Genomic DNA, 14,871 nt, shown 5'->3' with positions numbered 1-14,871 from the left:
ATTATCTATCTAAAAGAATTTTTATATTTATTCGAAAAAATTATAACAATTAAACTTGTCTTTTGTATTCATGAAAATTAACAATTTTTGCTTAGAGAACATTTATTTTGAACAAGAAAAAGATAATTAACGACCCGGTATACGGATTTATAACCATTCAGTCTGATCTGATATATGACCTGATAGCGCATCCCTATTTTCAGCGTTTACGCAATATCAAACAACTTGGCATGACACATCTGGTATACCCCGGTGCGGTACATACCCGCTTTCATCATGCCCTGGGGGCCATGCATCTGATGAATCTTGCGATAGAGACATTAAGATGGAAAGGGCACCACATCACCGATGAAGAAGAAGAGGGAGCCAAAGTGGCCATACTGCTTCATGATATTGGGCATGGGCCTTATTCTCACGCATTGGAGAACACCATTGTAAACGGTATTTCACATGAGAATATTTCAATGCTCATGATGAATAACCTCAATATCGAGTTCGATCATAAGCTTGATCTGGCCATTCAGATCTTTCAAAACACCTATAGTAAGCCCTATTTACATCAGCTGGTATCCGGACAACTGGACACAGACCGTATGGACTATTTAAACCGCGATAGCTTTTTTACCGGAGTGTCCGAGGGGATCATCGGATTTGACCGCATTATTAAAATGCTCAATATTTACGACGGCTCTTTAGTGGTAGAAGAAAAAGGCGTTTATTCCATAGAAAAGTTCTTAGTGGCCCGCCGCATCATGTATTGGCAAGTTTATTTGCACAAAACTTCGGTGGCAGCAGAACATCTCCTGGTTAATATCTTAAAGAAAGCAAAGTCTCTCAGCAATGATGGACATGACCTATTTGCCACCCCAAGTCTGCGTCATTTCTTAACACAAACCATTACCAAAAAAGACTTTGAAGAAAACCCGCTTCATCTGCATCATTTTTCTAACTTAGACGATCATGATATTTACTCGGCAGTTAAAGTTTGGGTAACTGAAAAAGACAACGTACTTTCGCACTTATGTAACAATTTGTTAACACGGTCGCTGTATCATGTAGAAATAAGTCACATACCCTTCAGCAATCAAAGGGTAGAAAGACTTAAACAAGAAGCTTCAGCGTTATTAAATATTGAAAACCAGGACATTAAATACTTCGTATTTACTGATACCATAACGAATCATGCCTATAAGGCAAACGATGGAAGCATAAATATCCTGATGAAAGATGGAACAATTAACGATATAACAGCGGCAGCAGACAACTCCATTTTGGAAGGCTTGTCCAAGACGGTGAAGAAACATATCTTATGTTACACAAAAGAGTTAAATAATGCTAAATAATTAAATTAACTTCATTTGTGAAGCTATTATTTACAAATTTGATCATAAACTAATAACATATAACTTTACCCGATGCAATTTACTGCGCAACAGATTGGAATATTACTTAATGGAAGTGTGGATGGGAATCCGGATGTTACAGTAAATCAGCTGGCTAAGATCGAGGAAGCCCAGGAAGGCTCTTTGTCTTTTTTGGCAAACCCCAAGTATGAACAGTTCATTTATCATACAAATGCTTCTATTGTAATCGTCAGTAATGACTTTGTACCTACTGCACCAATAACATCAACCCTGATCCGTGTAGAGAATGCATATACCGCATTTTCTGTTCTCCTTCATCATTACAATACCTTTAAACTTGCTAAAACGGGCATTGAACAACCCTGTTTTATACATCCATCCGCCAAAATAGGAGCCGATGTATATATCGGAGCGTTCGTCTATATCGGCGCTGATGTGGTTATTGGTGATAATGCTAAGATCTATCCACAGGTCTATATAGGTGATAATGCCTCTGTAGGATCAGGAACAACACTTTTCCCCGGCGTTAAGGTGTATTACGACAGCCAGATCGGCTCAAATGTAACCATACATTCAGGTGCTATAATCGGCAGCGACGGATTTGGATTTGCTCCTCTGGAAGATGGCAGTTATAGCAAGATCAGCCAGATTGGGAATGTAATTATTGAAGACAATGTTGAAATAGGATCCAATACCTGTATTGACCGGGCAACCATGGGTTCTACGCTAATTAAAAAAGGAGTAAAACTGGATAACCTGATTCAAATAGCTCATAACGTAGAAATCAATACCAATGCCGTCATTGCATCGCAAACCGGAATTTCCGGAAGCACTAAAATAGGCGAACAATCTATTATTGGTGGGCAGGTTGGTATTGTGGGACATATTACGATTGCAAAAGGCTCACAAATTCAGGCTCAATCAGGGGTGAACCGTTCTATACAGGAAGAAAATAAAAAGTGGGCCGGCTCACCTGCTACTTCATTTAATAATCAGATGAGAGCACAAGTTATTTATAACCGACTCCCTGAACTGGAACGTAAAGTCGAAGAATTAGAACGCAAATTAAAGGAATTCACAAAATAAAAACTGATACTCATGCATCAGGATATGAACGTTAAACAAAGAACAATTAAAACAGCAATCACTGTTTCAGGAACAGGATTACATACAGGACAACCTGTAAATATGACTTTTAATCCTGCACCTGAAAATCATGGATATAAATTCAGACGAATAGATATTGAAGGTCAGCCCATTATTGACGCAGACGTTGACAATGTAACGGACACCTCCAGAGGAACTACAATATCTCAGAATGGCGCAAGCGTAAGCACAATAGAACACGTTTTAGCTGCTTTGGTAGGATTAGAGGTAGATAATGTTTTGATTGATCTTGACGGACCTGAAACTCCTATTATGGATGGAAGCTCTATCCAGTTCATCGATGCTTTGGAAGATGCCGGTTTTGTTGAACAAGACGCAGAAAGAGAATACTATCATATCCCTTTTAACATCCATTATACCGAAGCCGACAGAAAGGTAGAAATGGTAGCTATGCCTGTTGACGATGAATATCGGTTAACCTGTATGATTGACTATAATTCTCCCATTCTGGGAAGTCAGCATGCCGCAATCACCAGCATCGCTGAGTTTAAAAAAGAAATAGCATCAAGCAGAACCTTTTGCTTTCTTCATGAACTGGAAACTTTACTGGAGCATAACCTGATTAAAGGTGGCGACTTAAATAATGCCATTGTTGTAGTGGACAAAGAGGTCAGCAAAGAAGAACTAAAACATCTGGCCAAACTCTTCAACCGCGAAGATATTGATGTAGCACGGGAAGGAATTCTGAATAATATTGAGTTGAGACATCAAAACGAGCCTGCCCGACATAAACTGTTGGATATGATCGGTGACCTCGCCCTGATCGGAGTTCCATTAAAGGGCCACATTATGGCAGCCAGACCGGGACATGCTGCCAACATTGCTTTTGGAAAGAAGATCAAAGCACAGATTAAAAAAGAACGTAAAAAGAATCTCTACAAACCCTACGATCCGAGTGTACCCCCTTTATACGACACGGTACAGATCATGAATATTTTGCCCCACAGACAGCCATTTCTGATGATCGACCGGATCATGGAACTGACTAAAACATATGTGATCGGGGTTAAAAATGTAACCATGAACGAAGATCTCTTCCGTGGGCATTTCCCTGGTAGTCCCCTGTTCCCAGGTGTTCTGCAAATTGAGGCAATGGCTCAAACAGGAGGAATCTTAGTGCTCAGCACAGTTCCCGATCCAAAGAACTGGCTTACTTTATTTCTAAAAATAGAGAACGCACGATTTAAAGCTCCGGTGACCCCAGGAGATATCATCGTTTTTAGATGTGATCTGATGGCTCCGATAAGACGTGGCATTGCACAAATGAAAGGTGTGGGAAGAGTGGGCGAGAAAATAGTTGTGGAAGCCGAACTGATGGCTCAGATTGTAAAAGTTAAAAACGAAGAAGAATGATCCAACCATTAGCATATATACATCCTGAGGCAAAGATTGCAGACAATGTGGTCATTGAACCTTTTGTGACCATTTATAAGAACGTTGTTATCGGAGAAGGTACCTGGATTGGTCCCAACGTAACCATTATGGATGGTGCCCGGATTGGCAAGAACTGCCGGATCTTTCCTGGAGCAGTTATCTCTGCTATTCCCCAGGACTTAAAATACGAAGGCGAAGATACAACAGCCGAAATAGGCGACAATACCACTATCCGCGAATGTGTGACCATAAACAAGGGCACAAAAGATAAATGGAAAACTGTTATCGGTAAAAATTGCCTCATTCAGGCGTACTGCCATATCGCACATGACTGTGTGGTAGGTGATAATTGCATTTTTTCGAATAGCACTACCCTGGCCGGACATATCACCATAGGCGACTATGTCGTGTTAGCTGGAATGGTAGCCATTCATCAATTCTGCAAAGTAGGTTCTCATGCCTTCATTACCGGAGGTTCCCTGGTCAGAAAAGATGTACCTCCATACGTAAAAGCGGGTCGCGAACCACTTTCTTATGTAGGGATCAATTCTGTAGGATTACGACGCAGAGGATACACCAACACACAGATCAATGAAATTCAGGATATTTACCGTACGCTGTTTGTAAAAAACTACAATACGGCAGTAGCGCTCGATATCATCGAAGCAGAACATCAGCCAACAGAAATCAGAGATGAGATTCTGGACTTTATCAGAACATCAAACCGTGGTATAATGAAAGGATACCAAGGGGCATAACGACACAAAAGCCGGTACGGTACTAATGGAAATCACACTACATCATATTGGCCGGCGCTTTAATCGGGAATGGATCTTTGAGGATCTGAATTACACCTTTGAAAAAGGGGAATCATACGCCGTATTAGGAATTAATGGCTCTGGCAAATCAACCCTATTGCAGGTGATTGCCGGAAGTCTTACTCCTTCCAGTGGCACCATAACCTATACCACGCAGGATAAGAATATTGATATAGACGAGGTTTATCCTTATTTCAGTATTGCGGCTCCTTACATGGAATTAATTGAAGAGTTTACACTTACCGAATTCCTTGAGTTCCATTTTAAATTTAAATCTTCCTTACAGCATCTTAAACCAAAGGACATTATTGCCCTTATGGGACTGGAAAAGTCTGCCGATAAACTGATTAAATACTTTTCATCAGGCATGAAACAGCGTGTAAAACTCGCTGTCGCACTCTGCTCCGACACGCCTGTCGTGTTGCTTGATGAGCCTGCCTCCAATTTAGATGTAGCCGGAATCATCTGGTACAAAGATCTTGTGGCCCAATTTGGAAATAACCGTACCCTGATTATCTGCTCCAACCAGGAGTTTGAATATGATTTCTGTAATTTTGAACTTCAATTAGCGGACTATAAAAGACACTGATCGGATCAAAAACCTCATTTATGCCGGACAAGAAGGAAATAAGAAAGCAATATACCTTAAAAAGAAAGCAGATCCACCCCAACCAATTGGAGCAATGGAGTTTAGAAATTGCCCATCAGTTCTCTTTGATGAACTTCGAAAAGGTAAAGTATCTACATATCTTCTACCCCATCATTGGCAAACAGGAGATCAACTGCCTGCATATTGTCAATCAGATCCGCGAAAAACACTCAAACATTACCCTTGTACTTCCAAAAAGTAATTTAGTCGACTATTCCCTTCAGCATGTCATCTGGAGAGCCAACACCACTCTGGTGATGAACTCCTGGGGTATTACCGAACCCCATTCCGAAGAATATATCCCGGCAGAAAAAATAGATATGATCCTCATCCCTTTACTTGCCTACGACCGGGAGGGAAACCGCTTAGGATATGGAAAGGGCTTTTATGATCGGTTCATGAGCGAATGCCGCCCCGATGCAGCAAAAGTTGGTCTATCTTATTTTCCACCAGAGGATTCCATCCTTCCTCATGATGCATTTGATATTCCGCTGGATAGCTGTGTTACTCCCAACAAAATCTGGGAATTTTAAATTCATCCAAACTTCTTACTTGATTATTGTTTTGATTTTATCTAACAGGCAACTGTGTTGCACCTTCATCGCAGTTTTGATGCTTCGGAGCGAACAAGGTGCGGAGAAGGTGCGGACAAGGTGCGTATAATGTGCACTAAAATTAATAGCGAGATAGTACAAAATTAGCTCGGATGATTAGGTCTAAATGGAACAAGTAAACTGTTAATCTGTAAGTTTTTTTAGAGATCGAACTCTACCAGCACGGGACAATGATCTGAATGAATTGCCTGCGACAAGATAGATGACCGCTTTAGAGTACTTCGCAATCCTTCAGATACCAAATTATAGTCAATGCGCCAGCCCAGGTTCTTCGCTCGTGCTCCAGCCCTGAAACTCCACCAGGTATAATGGTGCGGATCGGGATTAAACTCACGGAAAGTGTCGACAAAGCCTGCGTTGATAAAGTTTTCCATCCACTCCCTTTCTTCGGGTAAAAAGCCGGAAGAGTTTGCATTTGATTTTGGATTATGGATATCAATGGGTTTATGACAGATATTATAATCGCCGGAAATGATCAGGTTGGGGCGGCTTAGTTTCAGCTGATCGACATAGACCTGAAAATCTTTCAAAAAGCGATATTTAAAGGCTTGTCTTAGATCGCCACTGGAACCCGAGGGGAAGTAGGTACTTAACACCGAAAATCCTTCAAAATCGGCACGTAACACGCGGCCTTCAAAATCATAATCGCAATCGCCACAGCCGTATTCTACATGTGTGGGACTTATTTTAGAGAGGATAGCCGTACCGCTGTATCCCTTTTTCTGGGCAGGGTACCAATAGTGCTCATACCCTAGTTTTTCTAATAAAGGAAGAGCGGTAATGATTTGATCAGGAGATGCTTTTATTTCCTGTAAGCATATGATATCAGGGTTTGCCGCCTCTAGCCAGGTAAGCCAGTCTTTACTTAAAGCAGAACGAATGCCGTTGACGTTGTAGGTAATGAGTTTCATTTCATGATGAGTTTACGGCGGAAAGACTCCTGAGTAAGTTGTTTTTCGAGTTTACGGACTTCTTTTCCTTTCAGTACGGATACTTGCATCGGAATATCTTTTACAGGCCGGTCATTTCGGTCTGTTTCAGTGGCAGCAATTTTATCAACCATATCATAGCCGGATACAATCTCTCCGAATACGGTGTAGTTCATATCTAGAAAAGGAGCCCCTCCTATGGTTTTGTATACGGTTCGGTGTGAAGCAGGAATTTTTCTTCCGTTTAGTTTGATTTTCTCTACGCGGTCAAGCTCTTCGTCCGTATAGGTTTTCCCTTGCACCAGGTAAAACTGTGAGGCACTTGAGGCTTTCTCAGGTTTATCATCCCTTGCTGCAGCCAAAACACCTTTTTTATGAAATAAAGCAGGATTAAATTCTGCGGGGATGGTGTATTTAGGTCCCCCTTCTCCAAGTAACTGACCTGGCTTTGCCTGTTTTGAATCAGGGTCGCCTCCCTGGATCATGAAGTCTTTCATCACCCGATGAAAGAGCGTTCCGTTAAAATAACCACTCCTGGCGAGTTTAACAAAGTTAGCCGTATGCCTGGGAGTTTCTTTATAAAGACGAACAATGGATGAGCCCTGCGAAGTGCTGATCCGGACATAAATATTCTGGTTTTTCTTGCTGAATAGATTATCGAAGAAGTTCGGTTTACTCTCCTGCCCTGCTTTTTTTTGAGAAGCATCCGGTTTCAATAGGACGCAAGAGGAAAACAATATGGTAATTAATAAAAAGGTGGTTATCTGTTTCATTCTTGTTCAAAATACGTTAGTATAAGTGTTTTCATGAGCATTTCCTGCTCCATAAGCGTATAGTTAGGCATCTGTTTAGCTAGTTTCCAATGCGGCCAGCCGTCCTGATCCAGCCCCTCCAGCTCATAGAATCCCAGTTCGCTGAATAACCTGCAGTTTGCAATATGCATTAATTCTTCTTTCTGTCTTTTGGAGAACTTTTTGGGTCCCTTGCCCAATTCCTGAACACCTATTAAAAAGAGCATCACTTTAATATCGGGCAGGTCAGTGTCAAAATCAGCAGCAATCTTTACCTGCAACTCTGTCCACTTCTTATTAATCTCAGCAGGTTTCATTTTGTATATGGTTTAACGGTACAAAACAAACATAATTACTTGAAATCTGCAAATAGTCTCTATTAAGCCATAATCCGGATCATTAATCTTATTAAGAAAAAAATTGTTATTTTTGTGAAAATTGATGACATGATTAAAGTATAGAAAAGAAATTATCCACATTTAAAACTTTAGTGCCTTGTTTTATAGTGGATTACTTTTTTTGAGAGCCGATTGTGGAAAACTCATTATTTTTATATTTTTTCCTTTTATTATTTTGCTGAAATTAAAACCTGCAGGACTATTTAAGGTATACTTAATATCCAGTACAAGCGTTCTTTAAACATAGTATATATGGAAGAAGATTTTGAATTTGAATTCTCTGAAGATCCTAAGTTTTCAGTAGAGCGATATGAAGAGATGATCAGGAATGAAGATCAGCTTTTTTTCGACTCAAGGGCATTTGAAAGCATCATTGATTATTACATTTCGCACAATGACCCGGTTAAGGCCTTACAGGTTGTTGAATTTGCTATAAACCAACATCCCTTTGCTTCCGCTTTTTTCCTTAAGCAGTGTCAGCTGTTTATGGCCACTAATGAGCCTGAAAGAGCCTTCGCTTCTTTAGTTAAAGCAGAAACATTAGAGCCATCGGATCCGGATATTTACCTTTTAAGAGGAAATATCTACGAATCACTGGAAAGACATCATGAGGCACTAGAAAATTACTTTAAAGCCTGTTCGTTAGCAGAAAGCACGGATGAGATTTTGCTTCAGATTGCTTTGGTTTATCAAAACCTGAACGATTATGAAAGTGCTATTGTCAACCTTCGCCTTGCTTTGGAGGAAAATATGGAGAATCAGGATGCACTTTATGAACTGGCATTTTGTTATGATGTAACCAACAGACAGGATGAGTGCATTGATTTCTATATGCAATATATAGACAAAGAGCCTTACTCCTATCCGGCCTGGTATAATCTGGGTAATGCTTATCATAAAATGGATTTATATGAGAAAGCAGTTGATGCCTATGATTATGCAATCCTGATTAAGGAGGACTTTTCTTCTGCCTACTATAACAAGGGCAATTCGCTGATCCATATGGATAAATTTGAGGAAGCGATTGAAACTTTAAAGCTCTCATTGGGTTATGAACCACCTAATGCGGACACGTTCTGTTCCTTAGGGGAGTGTTATGAAAAGCTGGAACAAATGGAGAAAGCCAGGTCCTACTATAAGAAAGCGGTAAAGATCAATCCTGAACTTGGTGACGCCTGGTATGGAATTGGTGTGACGCTTGATTCGGAAGGACGGATTTTTGAATCGCTGCATTATTTTAAAAAAGCACGAGATTCGGATGAGTCCTTCCCTGATTACTGGTTTGGAATTGCAGATGCAAATTATAAACTTGGAAATTTGGCCGCCTCGCAAAAGGCCTATCAGAAAGTAGTGGAACTGAATCCTTTGGATACAGATGCATGGCTTGACTTCTCATCGGTCCTTTATGAATCGAATGAGCTGGAAAAGGCTACTGAAACCATTCAGGAAGGGATTAAGAATAATCCGGACACGGCAGAGCTGTATTACCGCATGGTGGCCTACATTATTGCAACAGGAAAATTGAATGAAGCTATTGAGACTTTGGAGATTGCGCTTAAAATTGATCCAACCAAACATGAGATCTTATTTGAGTATTTGCCACAGCTGCAATCAAACAAAGCGATCATTGAAGTGATAAATAAATATTTAATCTAACCACCATTCACCAGAATAATAGAAAAATCCAATACCTTTTAAGCTGAGTATTGGATTTTTTTTTGAGATTTGTAAACGTATGTTAAATTATACTCTAAAAAATGTTCCTATCCGCACTGAAAAACCCCGCGACCATGGTCTTACCATGGTTATGGATAAAGGTTTAAGCGTTCGGGAAATAGAAGACTTACTTGAAGTTGCTGGTCCACATATAGACATTGTTAAATTAGGATGGACAACCTCCTATGTAACTCCAAACCTAAGCAGAAAACTAAAGGTATATCAGGATGCCGGCATTCCGGTATATTTTGGTGGAACTTTATTTGAAGCCTTTATCATCCGTAATCAATTTGACGATTACCGTCGCATACTGGATAAATATGGTATGAAACATGCGGAAGTTTCTGATGGCTCTATTGATATTCCTCATGAAGAGAAATGTGAGTACATCCGCAAGCTCAGTGAGCAGGTTACTGTAATTTCGGAAGTAGGATCTAAAGATGCTCAAAAAATATTTGCGCCCTATAAATGGATCAAATTAATGAAGGCAGAACTGGAAGCAGGCTCATGGAAACTTATTGCAGAGTCGAGAGAAGGTGGCAATGTTGGCATCTATCGTGAATCAGGAGAAGTAAGAGAAGGCCTGATTGATGAAATATTGACCGAAATCCCGAAGGATAAAATTATTTGGGAAGCACCACAAAAAGATCAGCAGGTTTGGTTTATCAAGCTGATTGGAACGAATGTGAACCTGGGTAATATTGCACCAGCGGAAGTTATTCCTTTGGAAACGATCAGGTTGGGACTAAGGGGCGATACCTTTAATCACTTCATTAATTCTTTATAACATATCATAGCGGGGCAATATTCATGAAAAGATTTGGGTTGATAGGTTATCCCTTAAGTCATTCTTTCTCTAAAAATTACTTTACTAAAAAGTTTGAGGACGAAAAGCTTACTGACTGCATTTACGAACTGTATCCAATAGATAACTTAAGTGACTTTGAGAAGCTCATACATTCTACACCTGATCTGTGCGGATTAAATGTTACCATTCCTCATAAGATTGGGGTTATGTTTTATTTGGATAAAATTGATCCGATTGCTAAGGCTATTGATGCCGTAAATTGCATCAAAGTGGTTAAGAGTAATTCATTGGAATCTATTTTTTCTGGTGAACTTGCTTCCACAAAAGTACGCCTTGAAGGATATAATACGGATAGTTACGGCTTTGAAATCTCCTTAAAGCCACTGTTGAATAAACACCATAACAAGGCCTTGGTTTTAGGAAGTGGTGGCGCGTCAAGGGCAGTTACTTATGTACTGAATAAGTTGAATATTAGCTACAAGGTCGTATCGAGAAAGAAGTCCCGAAAACAGATCTTGTATACCGATATTACTCCGGCACTACTTTCAGAGTATACTTTAATTATTAATGCCACCCCTTTGGGCATGCTGCCTGCCATAAATGAATGTCCGGATATTCCTTATGAACATCTGACAAAAAAGCATTTGTTGTATGATCTCATCTATAATCCTGCTGAAACTGTATTTTTAAAAAAAGGCAGAGAAATGGGGGCAACGATTAAAAATGGTGAGGAGATGTTACATCTTCAGGCAGAAAGATCATGGGAAATATGGAATAATAAATGAGGTTTGGCGTAATTTATACCGCCTTTGCCACCCTGCTACTATTCAGTTCTTGCGGGGGAGACTATGCGCCTAAGCCTCGTGGTTTTTTCCGAATTACCTATCCTGAAAAAAGCTACAGGATGTATAACGGAACATGTCCCTATAGCTTTCAATATCCAGCATATGCCGTAATAGGGCCTGATAGCACTGCACTGGCCGAACCTTGCTGGCAAAATATCAACTATCCTCAGTTTAATGCGACCCTTCATCTCAGCTATCATGTGATAGATTCGAAGAAAACATTTAATGCGCTGACAGAAGATGCAAGGACGTTTGCCTTTAAACACACTTCTAAAGCGACTTCTATAGACGAGGGAAGAATTGCAGACCCGAAAAGGCGCCTGTACGGCATTTATTATACCATTGAGGGCAACACGGCATCCTCTGTTCAGTTTTACCTCACAGATAGCAGCAGACACTATTTAAGAGCTGCTCTATATTTCAATGAAGAACCAAGAGCTGACTCCATTCAACCGGTGCTCAGCTTCATCAAAAAGGATATTGATGTCATGATTAAAACCTTTCATTGGAATTAATTGATGAATAAGCCATTTTTTAAGTTCAAATTTGAAGTATGATACAGGTCAAATGTTTTGTATGTAATCCGTTTCAGGAAAACACGTATATTTTATATGATGAATCAGGGGAATGTGTAGTTATTGATCCAGGTATGTATACGGGTAATGAGCAAGATGAGGTGGTTCATTTTATCAGGACACAAGGGCTCGAACCAGTACTGCTGCTGAACACGCATTGCCATATTGACCATGTGCTGGGCAATAAATTTATTTTTGACAGCTATGGTTTGCTACCCCGCTTTAATGAAGGCGAGTTACCGGTACTTACATCGGTATCTGCTTATGCTGCACCTATGGGCATTCAATATGAAGTATCTCCATTACCAGAAATCTATCTGGGAGAAAGCGGAACGATTACTTTTGGAAATAGCTCGCTTGAAATTCTATTTGCTCCCGGCCATTCGCCTGCGCATGTATGCTTTTATGATAAAGAGGACGACTTCCTGATTGGGGGAGATGTTTTGTTTTATAAAAGTATTGGCCGGACGGATGTGATAGGAGGAAATTACGATCAGCTGATTCAGAGCATTACACAAACACTTTTTAAACTGCCAGATAGTTGTATGGTTTATCCCGGACATGGTCCAGCAACCACAATAGGGTTTGAAAAATTGCATAATCCGTTTTTGAACTGATCCACCAAACACATGAATACTCCTTATTTTATAGCTAAACGATACCTGTTTTCCAAGAAGTCTATCCATGCAATTAACTTCATTTCAGGGATTTCAATGCTGGGTGTATTTGTAGGAAGTGCCGCTTTAATCATCATTCTATCGGTATTTAATGGGTTCGAGAACGTAGTGCTATCCATGTATAATACTTTTACTCCGGAGATCAAGATTGAACCTGCTCAAGGTAAGAGCTTTGATCCTCGAAAAGCCGTTTTCACAACGCTGAAAAAGGATCCCCGGATTATCAATTATACGGAGGTTTTACAGGAAAAGGCGTTGTTACGATATGGAAAAAGACAGCATATTGCCACTGTTAAAGGAGTAAGTGAAGATTTTCTGAAACGGAAACAATTAGACAGCACCCTGACAGATGGAGCGTTTACGCTTCAAAAAGATGGCATAAATTATGCTGTGGTTGGGTCTTTGGTTCAACTATATCTTTCTGTTAATATTCATGATGATTTTCAGAGGCTGGATATTTACACCCCAAGGAAAGGTGCCGTTAATGCCATAAATCCGGCAGATGAGTTTACCGTAAAGTCAATACACCCCATGGGTGTGTTTCAGATCCAGCAGCAATTTGATGAAACGGTATTGGTTTCATTGGAATTTGCAAGGCAACTGCTGGAGGAGAAAAATAATATTTCGAGCATTGAAATTTATTTGAAAACGGATGTATCTGCTGAGGCCTTTCAAAAAGAGATAGCAAAAGCGCTGGGAAGTCAGTATGTAGTAAAAAACCGCATTCAACAGAATGAATTGCTCTATAAAATACTCAATTCGGAAAAGTGGGCCATATTTGTGATCCTGACCTTTGTGCTCATCATTGCGGTGTTTAATATTGTAGGATCCCTAACCATGCTGGTTATTGATAAGAAAAAGGACATTGTAATTTTAAATAGCATTGGAGCGGGTACTTCCTTAATTCAGAAGATCTTTTTCTTTGAAGGAATGATGATATCGCTGATTGGATGTATCTCAGGAATGGCAGCAGGTCTTGCTTTCTGCCTTGCACAGCAACACTTTGGATTTATTAAAATGTCTGAAAAAAGTTTTATCACCGATGCTTATCCGATTGGATTGCAGGCAACTGATTTTATTCTTGTTTTCCTTACGGTAACTACGATCTCCATCATTACCTCCGGCATTTCATCAAGGCTAAGCATCAAGACACTCAGCCAGATGAAGGAGCAGTTATAAGTATTTTCCGGGAACTAAATAGTTTTTTACATAATCAGAAACACCTTCTTCGAGGGTGTGAAATGGGTTGTTATAACCGATAGCAAGCAGTTTATGCATAGGCGCTTCGGTAAAATACTGGTATTTATCGCGAATATCTTCGGGTGTAGGAATAAAGCTGATCTCAGGTTCCTTGTTCAAAGCTTTAAATGTATTGGTTGCCAGGTCAAGGAAGGTCCGCGCTTTTCCGGTACCCAGGTTATAGATGCCTGAGTCTTTCCTGTGGTGCATAAAGAAGTACAGGACATTGATCACATCTTTCACATAAACAAAATCCCTCATCTGTTCCCCATCTTTAAATTTAGGGTTATGCGACTGGAATAATTTCATTTTACCGGTTGCCTTAATTTGATTAAAGGTATGCAGGATGACAGAGGCCATACGACCCTTATGGTATTCGTTGGGGCCGTACACGTTGAAGAACTTCATACCCGCCCAGAAATAGGGAGCACGCGGTTGTTTCAATGCCCATATATCAAAATCATTCTTTGATTCGCCATAAGGATTTAGTGGTTTAAGCGTATTGAGTGTGCGCTCATCATCCTCGTAACCTTGTTCTCCCAGTCCATAAGTTGCAGCTGAAGAAGCGTACACTAAAGGCAGGCCGAACTCGACACAGGCATTCCATACTTCTTTCGAGTACTCCAGATTGAGTTCATTTAAAAGCGTGTGATCGAATTCGGTGGTATCGGTACGGGCGCCAAGATGGAAAACAAACTGGGTATGTACATGATTTGCACGAATCCACTGGATAAAATCCTTACGGTCAATTTGATGCGAAAACCGCTTTCCTTCAAAGTTTTTATTTTGCTCAGCACTGGAAAAATCATCTACTAATACCAGGTCATAAAAACCTTCGTCGTTCAATTTTTGAACGAGACAACTACTAATAAATCCTGCTGCACCTGTAATAACGATCATAATTTAT

16 protein-coding genes are annotated in these 14,871 nt (G+C 40.1%); 12 read left to right on the top strand and 4 right to left on the bottom strand.

Features of this window, described 5'->3' with window-relative positions:
* Positions 1–107: 107 nt before the first annotated feature.
* From BFL47_RS09315 to BFL47_RS09290, 6 genes are all read left to right on the top strand, one after another.
* Complete coding sequence (locus BFL47_RS09315) at positions 108–1,343, top strand: HD domain-containing protein (protein WP_069659522.1); 1,236 nt, start codon at positions 108–110, stop codon at positions 1,341–1,343.
* A 72-nt stretch (positions 1,344–1,415) separates the two neighbouring features.
* On the top strand, positions 1,416–2,450 hold the full coding sequence (gene lpxD / locus BFL47_RS09310; protein WP_069659521.1) for a UDP-3-O-(3-hydroxymyristoyl)glucosamine N-acyltransferase: 1,035 nt from the start codon (positions 1,416–1,418) through the stop codon (positions 2,448–2,450).
* 24 nt (positions 2,451–2,474) lie between these two features.
* Positions 2,475–3,884: a bifunctional UDP-3-O-[3-hydroxymyristoyl] N-acetylglucosamine deacetylase/3-hydroxyacyl-ACP dehydratase gene (locus BFL47_RS09305; RefSeq protein WP_170827297.1), complete on the top strand. Its 1,410-nt coding sequence runs from the start codon at positions 2,475–2,477 to the stop codon at positions 3,882–3,884.
* A complete protein-coding gene (gene lpxA / locus BFL47_RS09300; RefSeq protein ID WP_016195650.1) occupies positions 3,881–4,663 on the top strand; it encodes an acyl-ACP--UDP-N-acetylglucosamine O-acyltransferase in 783 nt (260 codons plus the stop codon). The genes BFL47_RS09305 and lpxA overlap by 4 nt, the downstream gene beginning before the upstream one ends.
* A 25-nt stretch (positions 4,664–4,688) precedes the next feature.
* A complete protein-coding gene (locus BFL47_RS09295) occupies positions 4,689–5,312 on the top strand; it encodes an ABC transporter ATP-binding protein (RefSeq protein ID WP_069659519.1) in 624 nt (207 codons plus the stop codon).
* A gap of 20 nt (positions 5,313–5,332) precedes the next feature.
* On the top strand, positions 5,333–5,905 hold the full coding sequence (locus tag BFL47_RS09290) for a 5-formyltetrahydrofolate cyclo-ligase (RefSeq protein WP_069659518.1): 573 nt from the start codon (positions 5,333–5,335) through the stop codon (positions 5,903–5,905).
* A 221-nt stretch (positions 5,906–6,126) separates the two neighbouring features.
* On the opposite strand, the gene BFL47_RS09285 is transcribed toward BFL47_RS09290, so the two are convergent.
* Genes BFL47_RS09285 through BFL47_RS09275 form a run of 3 tightly spaced genes read right to left on the bottom strand, consistent with a single transcriptional unit; the run spans position 6,127 to position 8,023 of the window.
* Complete coding sequence (locus tag BFL47_RS09285; protein ID WP_069659517.1) at positions 6,127–6,897, bottom strand: exodeoxyribonuclease III; 771 nt, start codon at positions 6,895–6,897, stop codon at positions 6,127–6,129.
* Positions 6,894–7,688 carry a peptidylprolyl isomerase gene (locus tag BFL47_RS09280; RefSeq protein WP_069659516.1) on the bottom strand — a complete coding sequence of 265 codons (795 nt, stop codon included), beginning with the start codon at positions 7,686–7,688 and terminating at the stop codon, positions 6,894–6,896. The genes BFL47_RS09285 and BFL47_RS09280 overlap by 4 nt, the downstream gene beginning before the upstream one ends.
* Complete coding sequence (locus BFL47_RS09275) at positions 7,685–8,023, bottom strand: hypothetical protein (protein WP_016195655.1); 339 nt, start codon at positions 8,021–8,023, stop codon at positions 7,685–7,687. The genes BFL47_RS09280 and BFL47_RS09275 overlap by 4 nt, the downstream gene beginning before the upstream one ends.
* 333 nt (positions 8,024–8,356) lie before the next feature.
* Here BFL47_RS09275 and BFL47_RS09270 point away from each other — a divergent pair, with 333 nt between their 5' ends.
* From BFL47_RS09270 to BFL47_RS09245, 6 genes are all read left to right on the top strand, one after another.
* A complete protein-coding gene (locus tag BFL47_RS09270) occupies positions 8,357–9,760 on the top strand; it encodes a tetratricopeptide repeat protein (RefSeq protein ID WP_069659515.1) in 1,404 nt (467 codons plus the stop codon).
* Between the two features lie 79 nt (positions 9,761–9,839).
* Positions 9,840–10,607 (top strand): phosphosulfolactate synthase, encoded by a 768-nt coding sequence (locus tag BFL47_RS09265; RefSeq protein ID WP_069659514.1) that lies wholly within the window; start codon positions 9,840–9,842, stop codon positions 10,605–10,607.
* A gap of 23 nt (positions 10,608–10,630) precedes the next feature.
* Positions 10,631–11,413, top strand: coding sequence for a shikimate dehydrogenase family protein (locus BFL47_RS09260; protein ID WP_069659513.1), 783 nt, complete (start codon positions 10,631–10,633; stop codon positions 11,411–11,413).
* Entirely contained in the window at positions 11,410–11,988 is a 579-nt protein-coding gene (gene gldD, locus BFL47_RS09255) for a gliding motility lipoprotein GldD (protein WP_069659512.1), read from the top strand. Before BFL47_RS09260 ends, gldD begins: the two co-directional genes overlap by 4 nt.
* 38 nt (positions 11,989–12,026) lie before the next feature.
* Positions 12,027–12,665, top strand: a complete 639-nt coding sequence (locus tag BFL47_RS09250; RefSeq protein WP_069659511.1) for an MBL fold metallo-hydrolase — start codon at positions 12,027–12,029, stop codon at positions 12,663–12,665.
* Positions 12,666–12,677: 12 nt separating this feature from the next.
* A complete protein-coding gene (locus BFL47_RS09245) occupies positions 12,678–13,904 on the top strand; it encodes an ABC transporter permease (RefSeq protein ID WP_069659510.1) in 1,227 nt (408 codons plus the stop codon).
* On the opposite strand, the gene rfaD is transcribed toward BFL47_RS09245, so the two are convergent.
* Positions 13,899–14,864, bottom strand: a complete 966-nt coding sequence (gene rfaD, locus BFL47_RS09240) for an ADP-glyceromanno-heptose 6-epimerase (protein WP_069659509.1) — start codon at positions 14,862–14,864, stop codon at positions 13,899–13,901. The genes BFL47_RS09245 and rfaD overlap by 6 nt on opposite strands.
* Positions 14,865–14,871: the final 7 nt, after the last annotated feature.

Source organism: Arcticibacter eurypsychrophilus, from assembly GCF_001730525.1.
Classification (GTDB): Bacteria; Bacteroidota; Bacteroidia; order Sphingobacteriales; family Sphingobacteriaceae; genus Arcticibacter; species Arcticibacter eurypsychrophilus.
This window is presented reverse-complemented; position numbering and strand designations above follow the sequence as displayed.

Coding starts and splice junctions, on each gene's coding strand:
- lpxD (WP_069659521.1), top strand. CDS start 1,416: ATGCAATTTACTGCGCAACAGATTGGAATATTACTTAATGGAAGTGTG.
- BFL47_RS09305 (WP_170827297.1), top strand. CDS start 2,475: ATGAACGTTAAACAAAGAACAATTAAAACAGCAATCACTGTTTCAGGA.
- lpxA (WP_016195650.1), top strand. CDS start 3,881: ATGATCCAACCATTAGCATATATACATCCTGAGGCAAAGATTGCAGAC.
- BFL47_RS09295 (WP_069659519.1), top strand. CDS start 4,689: ATGGAAATCACACTACATCATATTGGCCGGCGCTTTAATCGGGAATGG.
- BFL47_RS09290 (WP_069659518.1), top strand. CDS start 5,333: ATGCCGGACAAGAAGGAAATAAGAAAGCAATATACCTTAAAAAGAAAG.
- BFL47_RS09285 (WP_069659517.1), bottom strand. CDS start 6,897: ATGAAACTCATTACCTACAACGTCAACGGCATTCGTTCTGCTTTAAGT.
- BFL47_RS09280 (WP_069659516.1), bottom strand. CDS start 7,688: ATGAAACAGATAACCACCTTTTTATTAATTACCATATTGTTTTCCTCT.
- BFL47_RS09275 (WP_016195655.1), bottom strand. CDS start 8,023: ATGAAACCTGCTGAGATTAATAAGAAGTGGACAGAGTTGCAGGTAAAG.
- BFL47_RS09270 (WP_069659515.1), top strand. CDS start 8,357: ATGGAAGAAGATTTTGAATTTGAATTCTCTGAAGATCCTAAGTTTTCA.
- BFL47_RS09265 (WP_069659514.1), top strand. CDS start 9,840: ATGTTAAATTATACTCTAAAAAATGTTCCTATCCGCACTGAAAAACCC.
- BFL47_RS09260 (WP_069659513.1), top strand. CDS start 10,631: ATGAAAAGATTTGGGTTGATAGGTTATCCCTTAAGTCATTCTTTCTCT.
- gldD (WP_069659512.1), top strand. CDS start 11,410: ATGAGGTTTGGCGTAATTTATACCGCCTTTGCCACCCTGCTACTATTC.
- BFL47_RS09250 (WP_069659511.1), top strand. CDS start 12,027: ATGATACAGGTCAAATGTTTTGTATGTAATCCGTTTCAGGAAAACACG.
- BFL47_RS09245 (WP_069659510.1), top strand. CDS start 12,678: ATGAATACTCCTTATTTTATAGCTAAACGATACCTGTTTTCCAAGAAG.
- rfaD (WP_069659509.1), bottom strand. CDS start 14,864: ATGATCGTTATTACAGGTGCAGCAGGATTTATTAGTAGTTGTCTCGTT.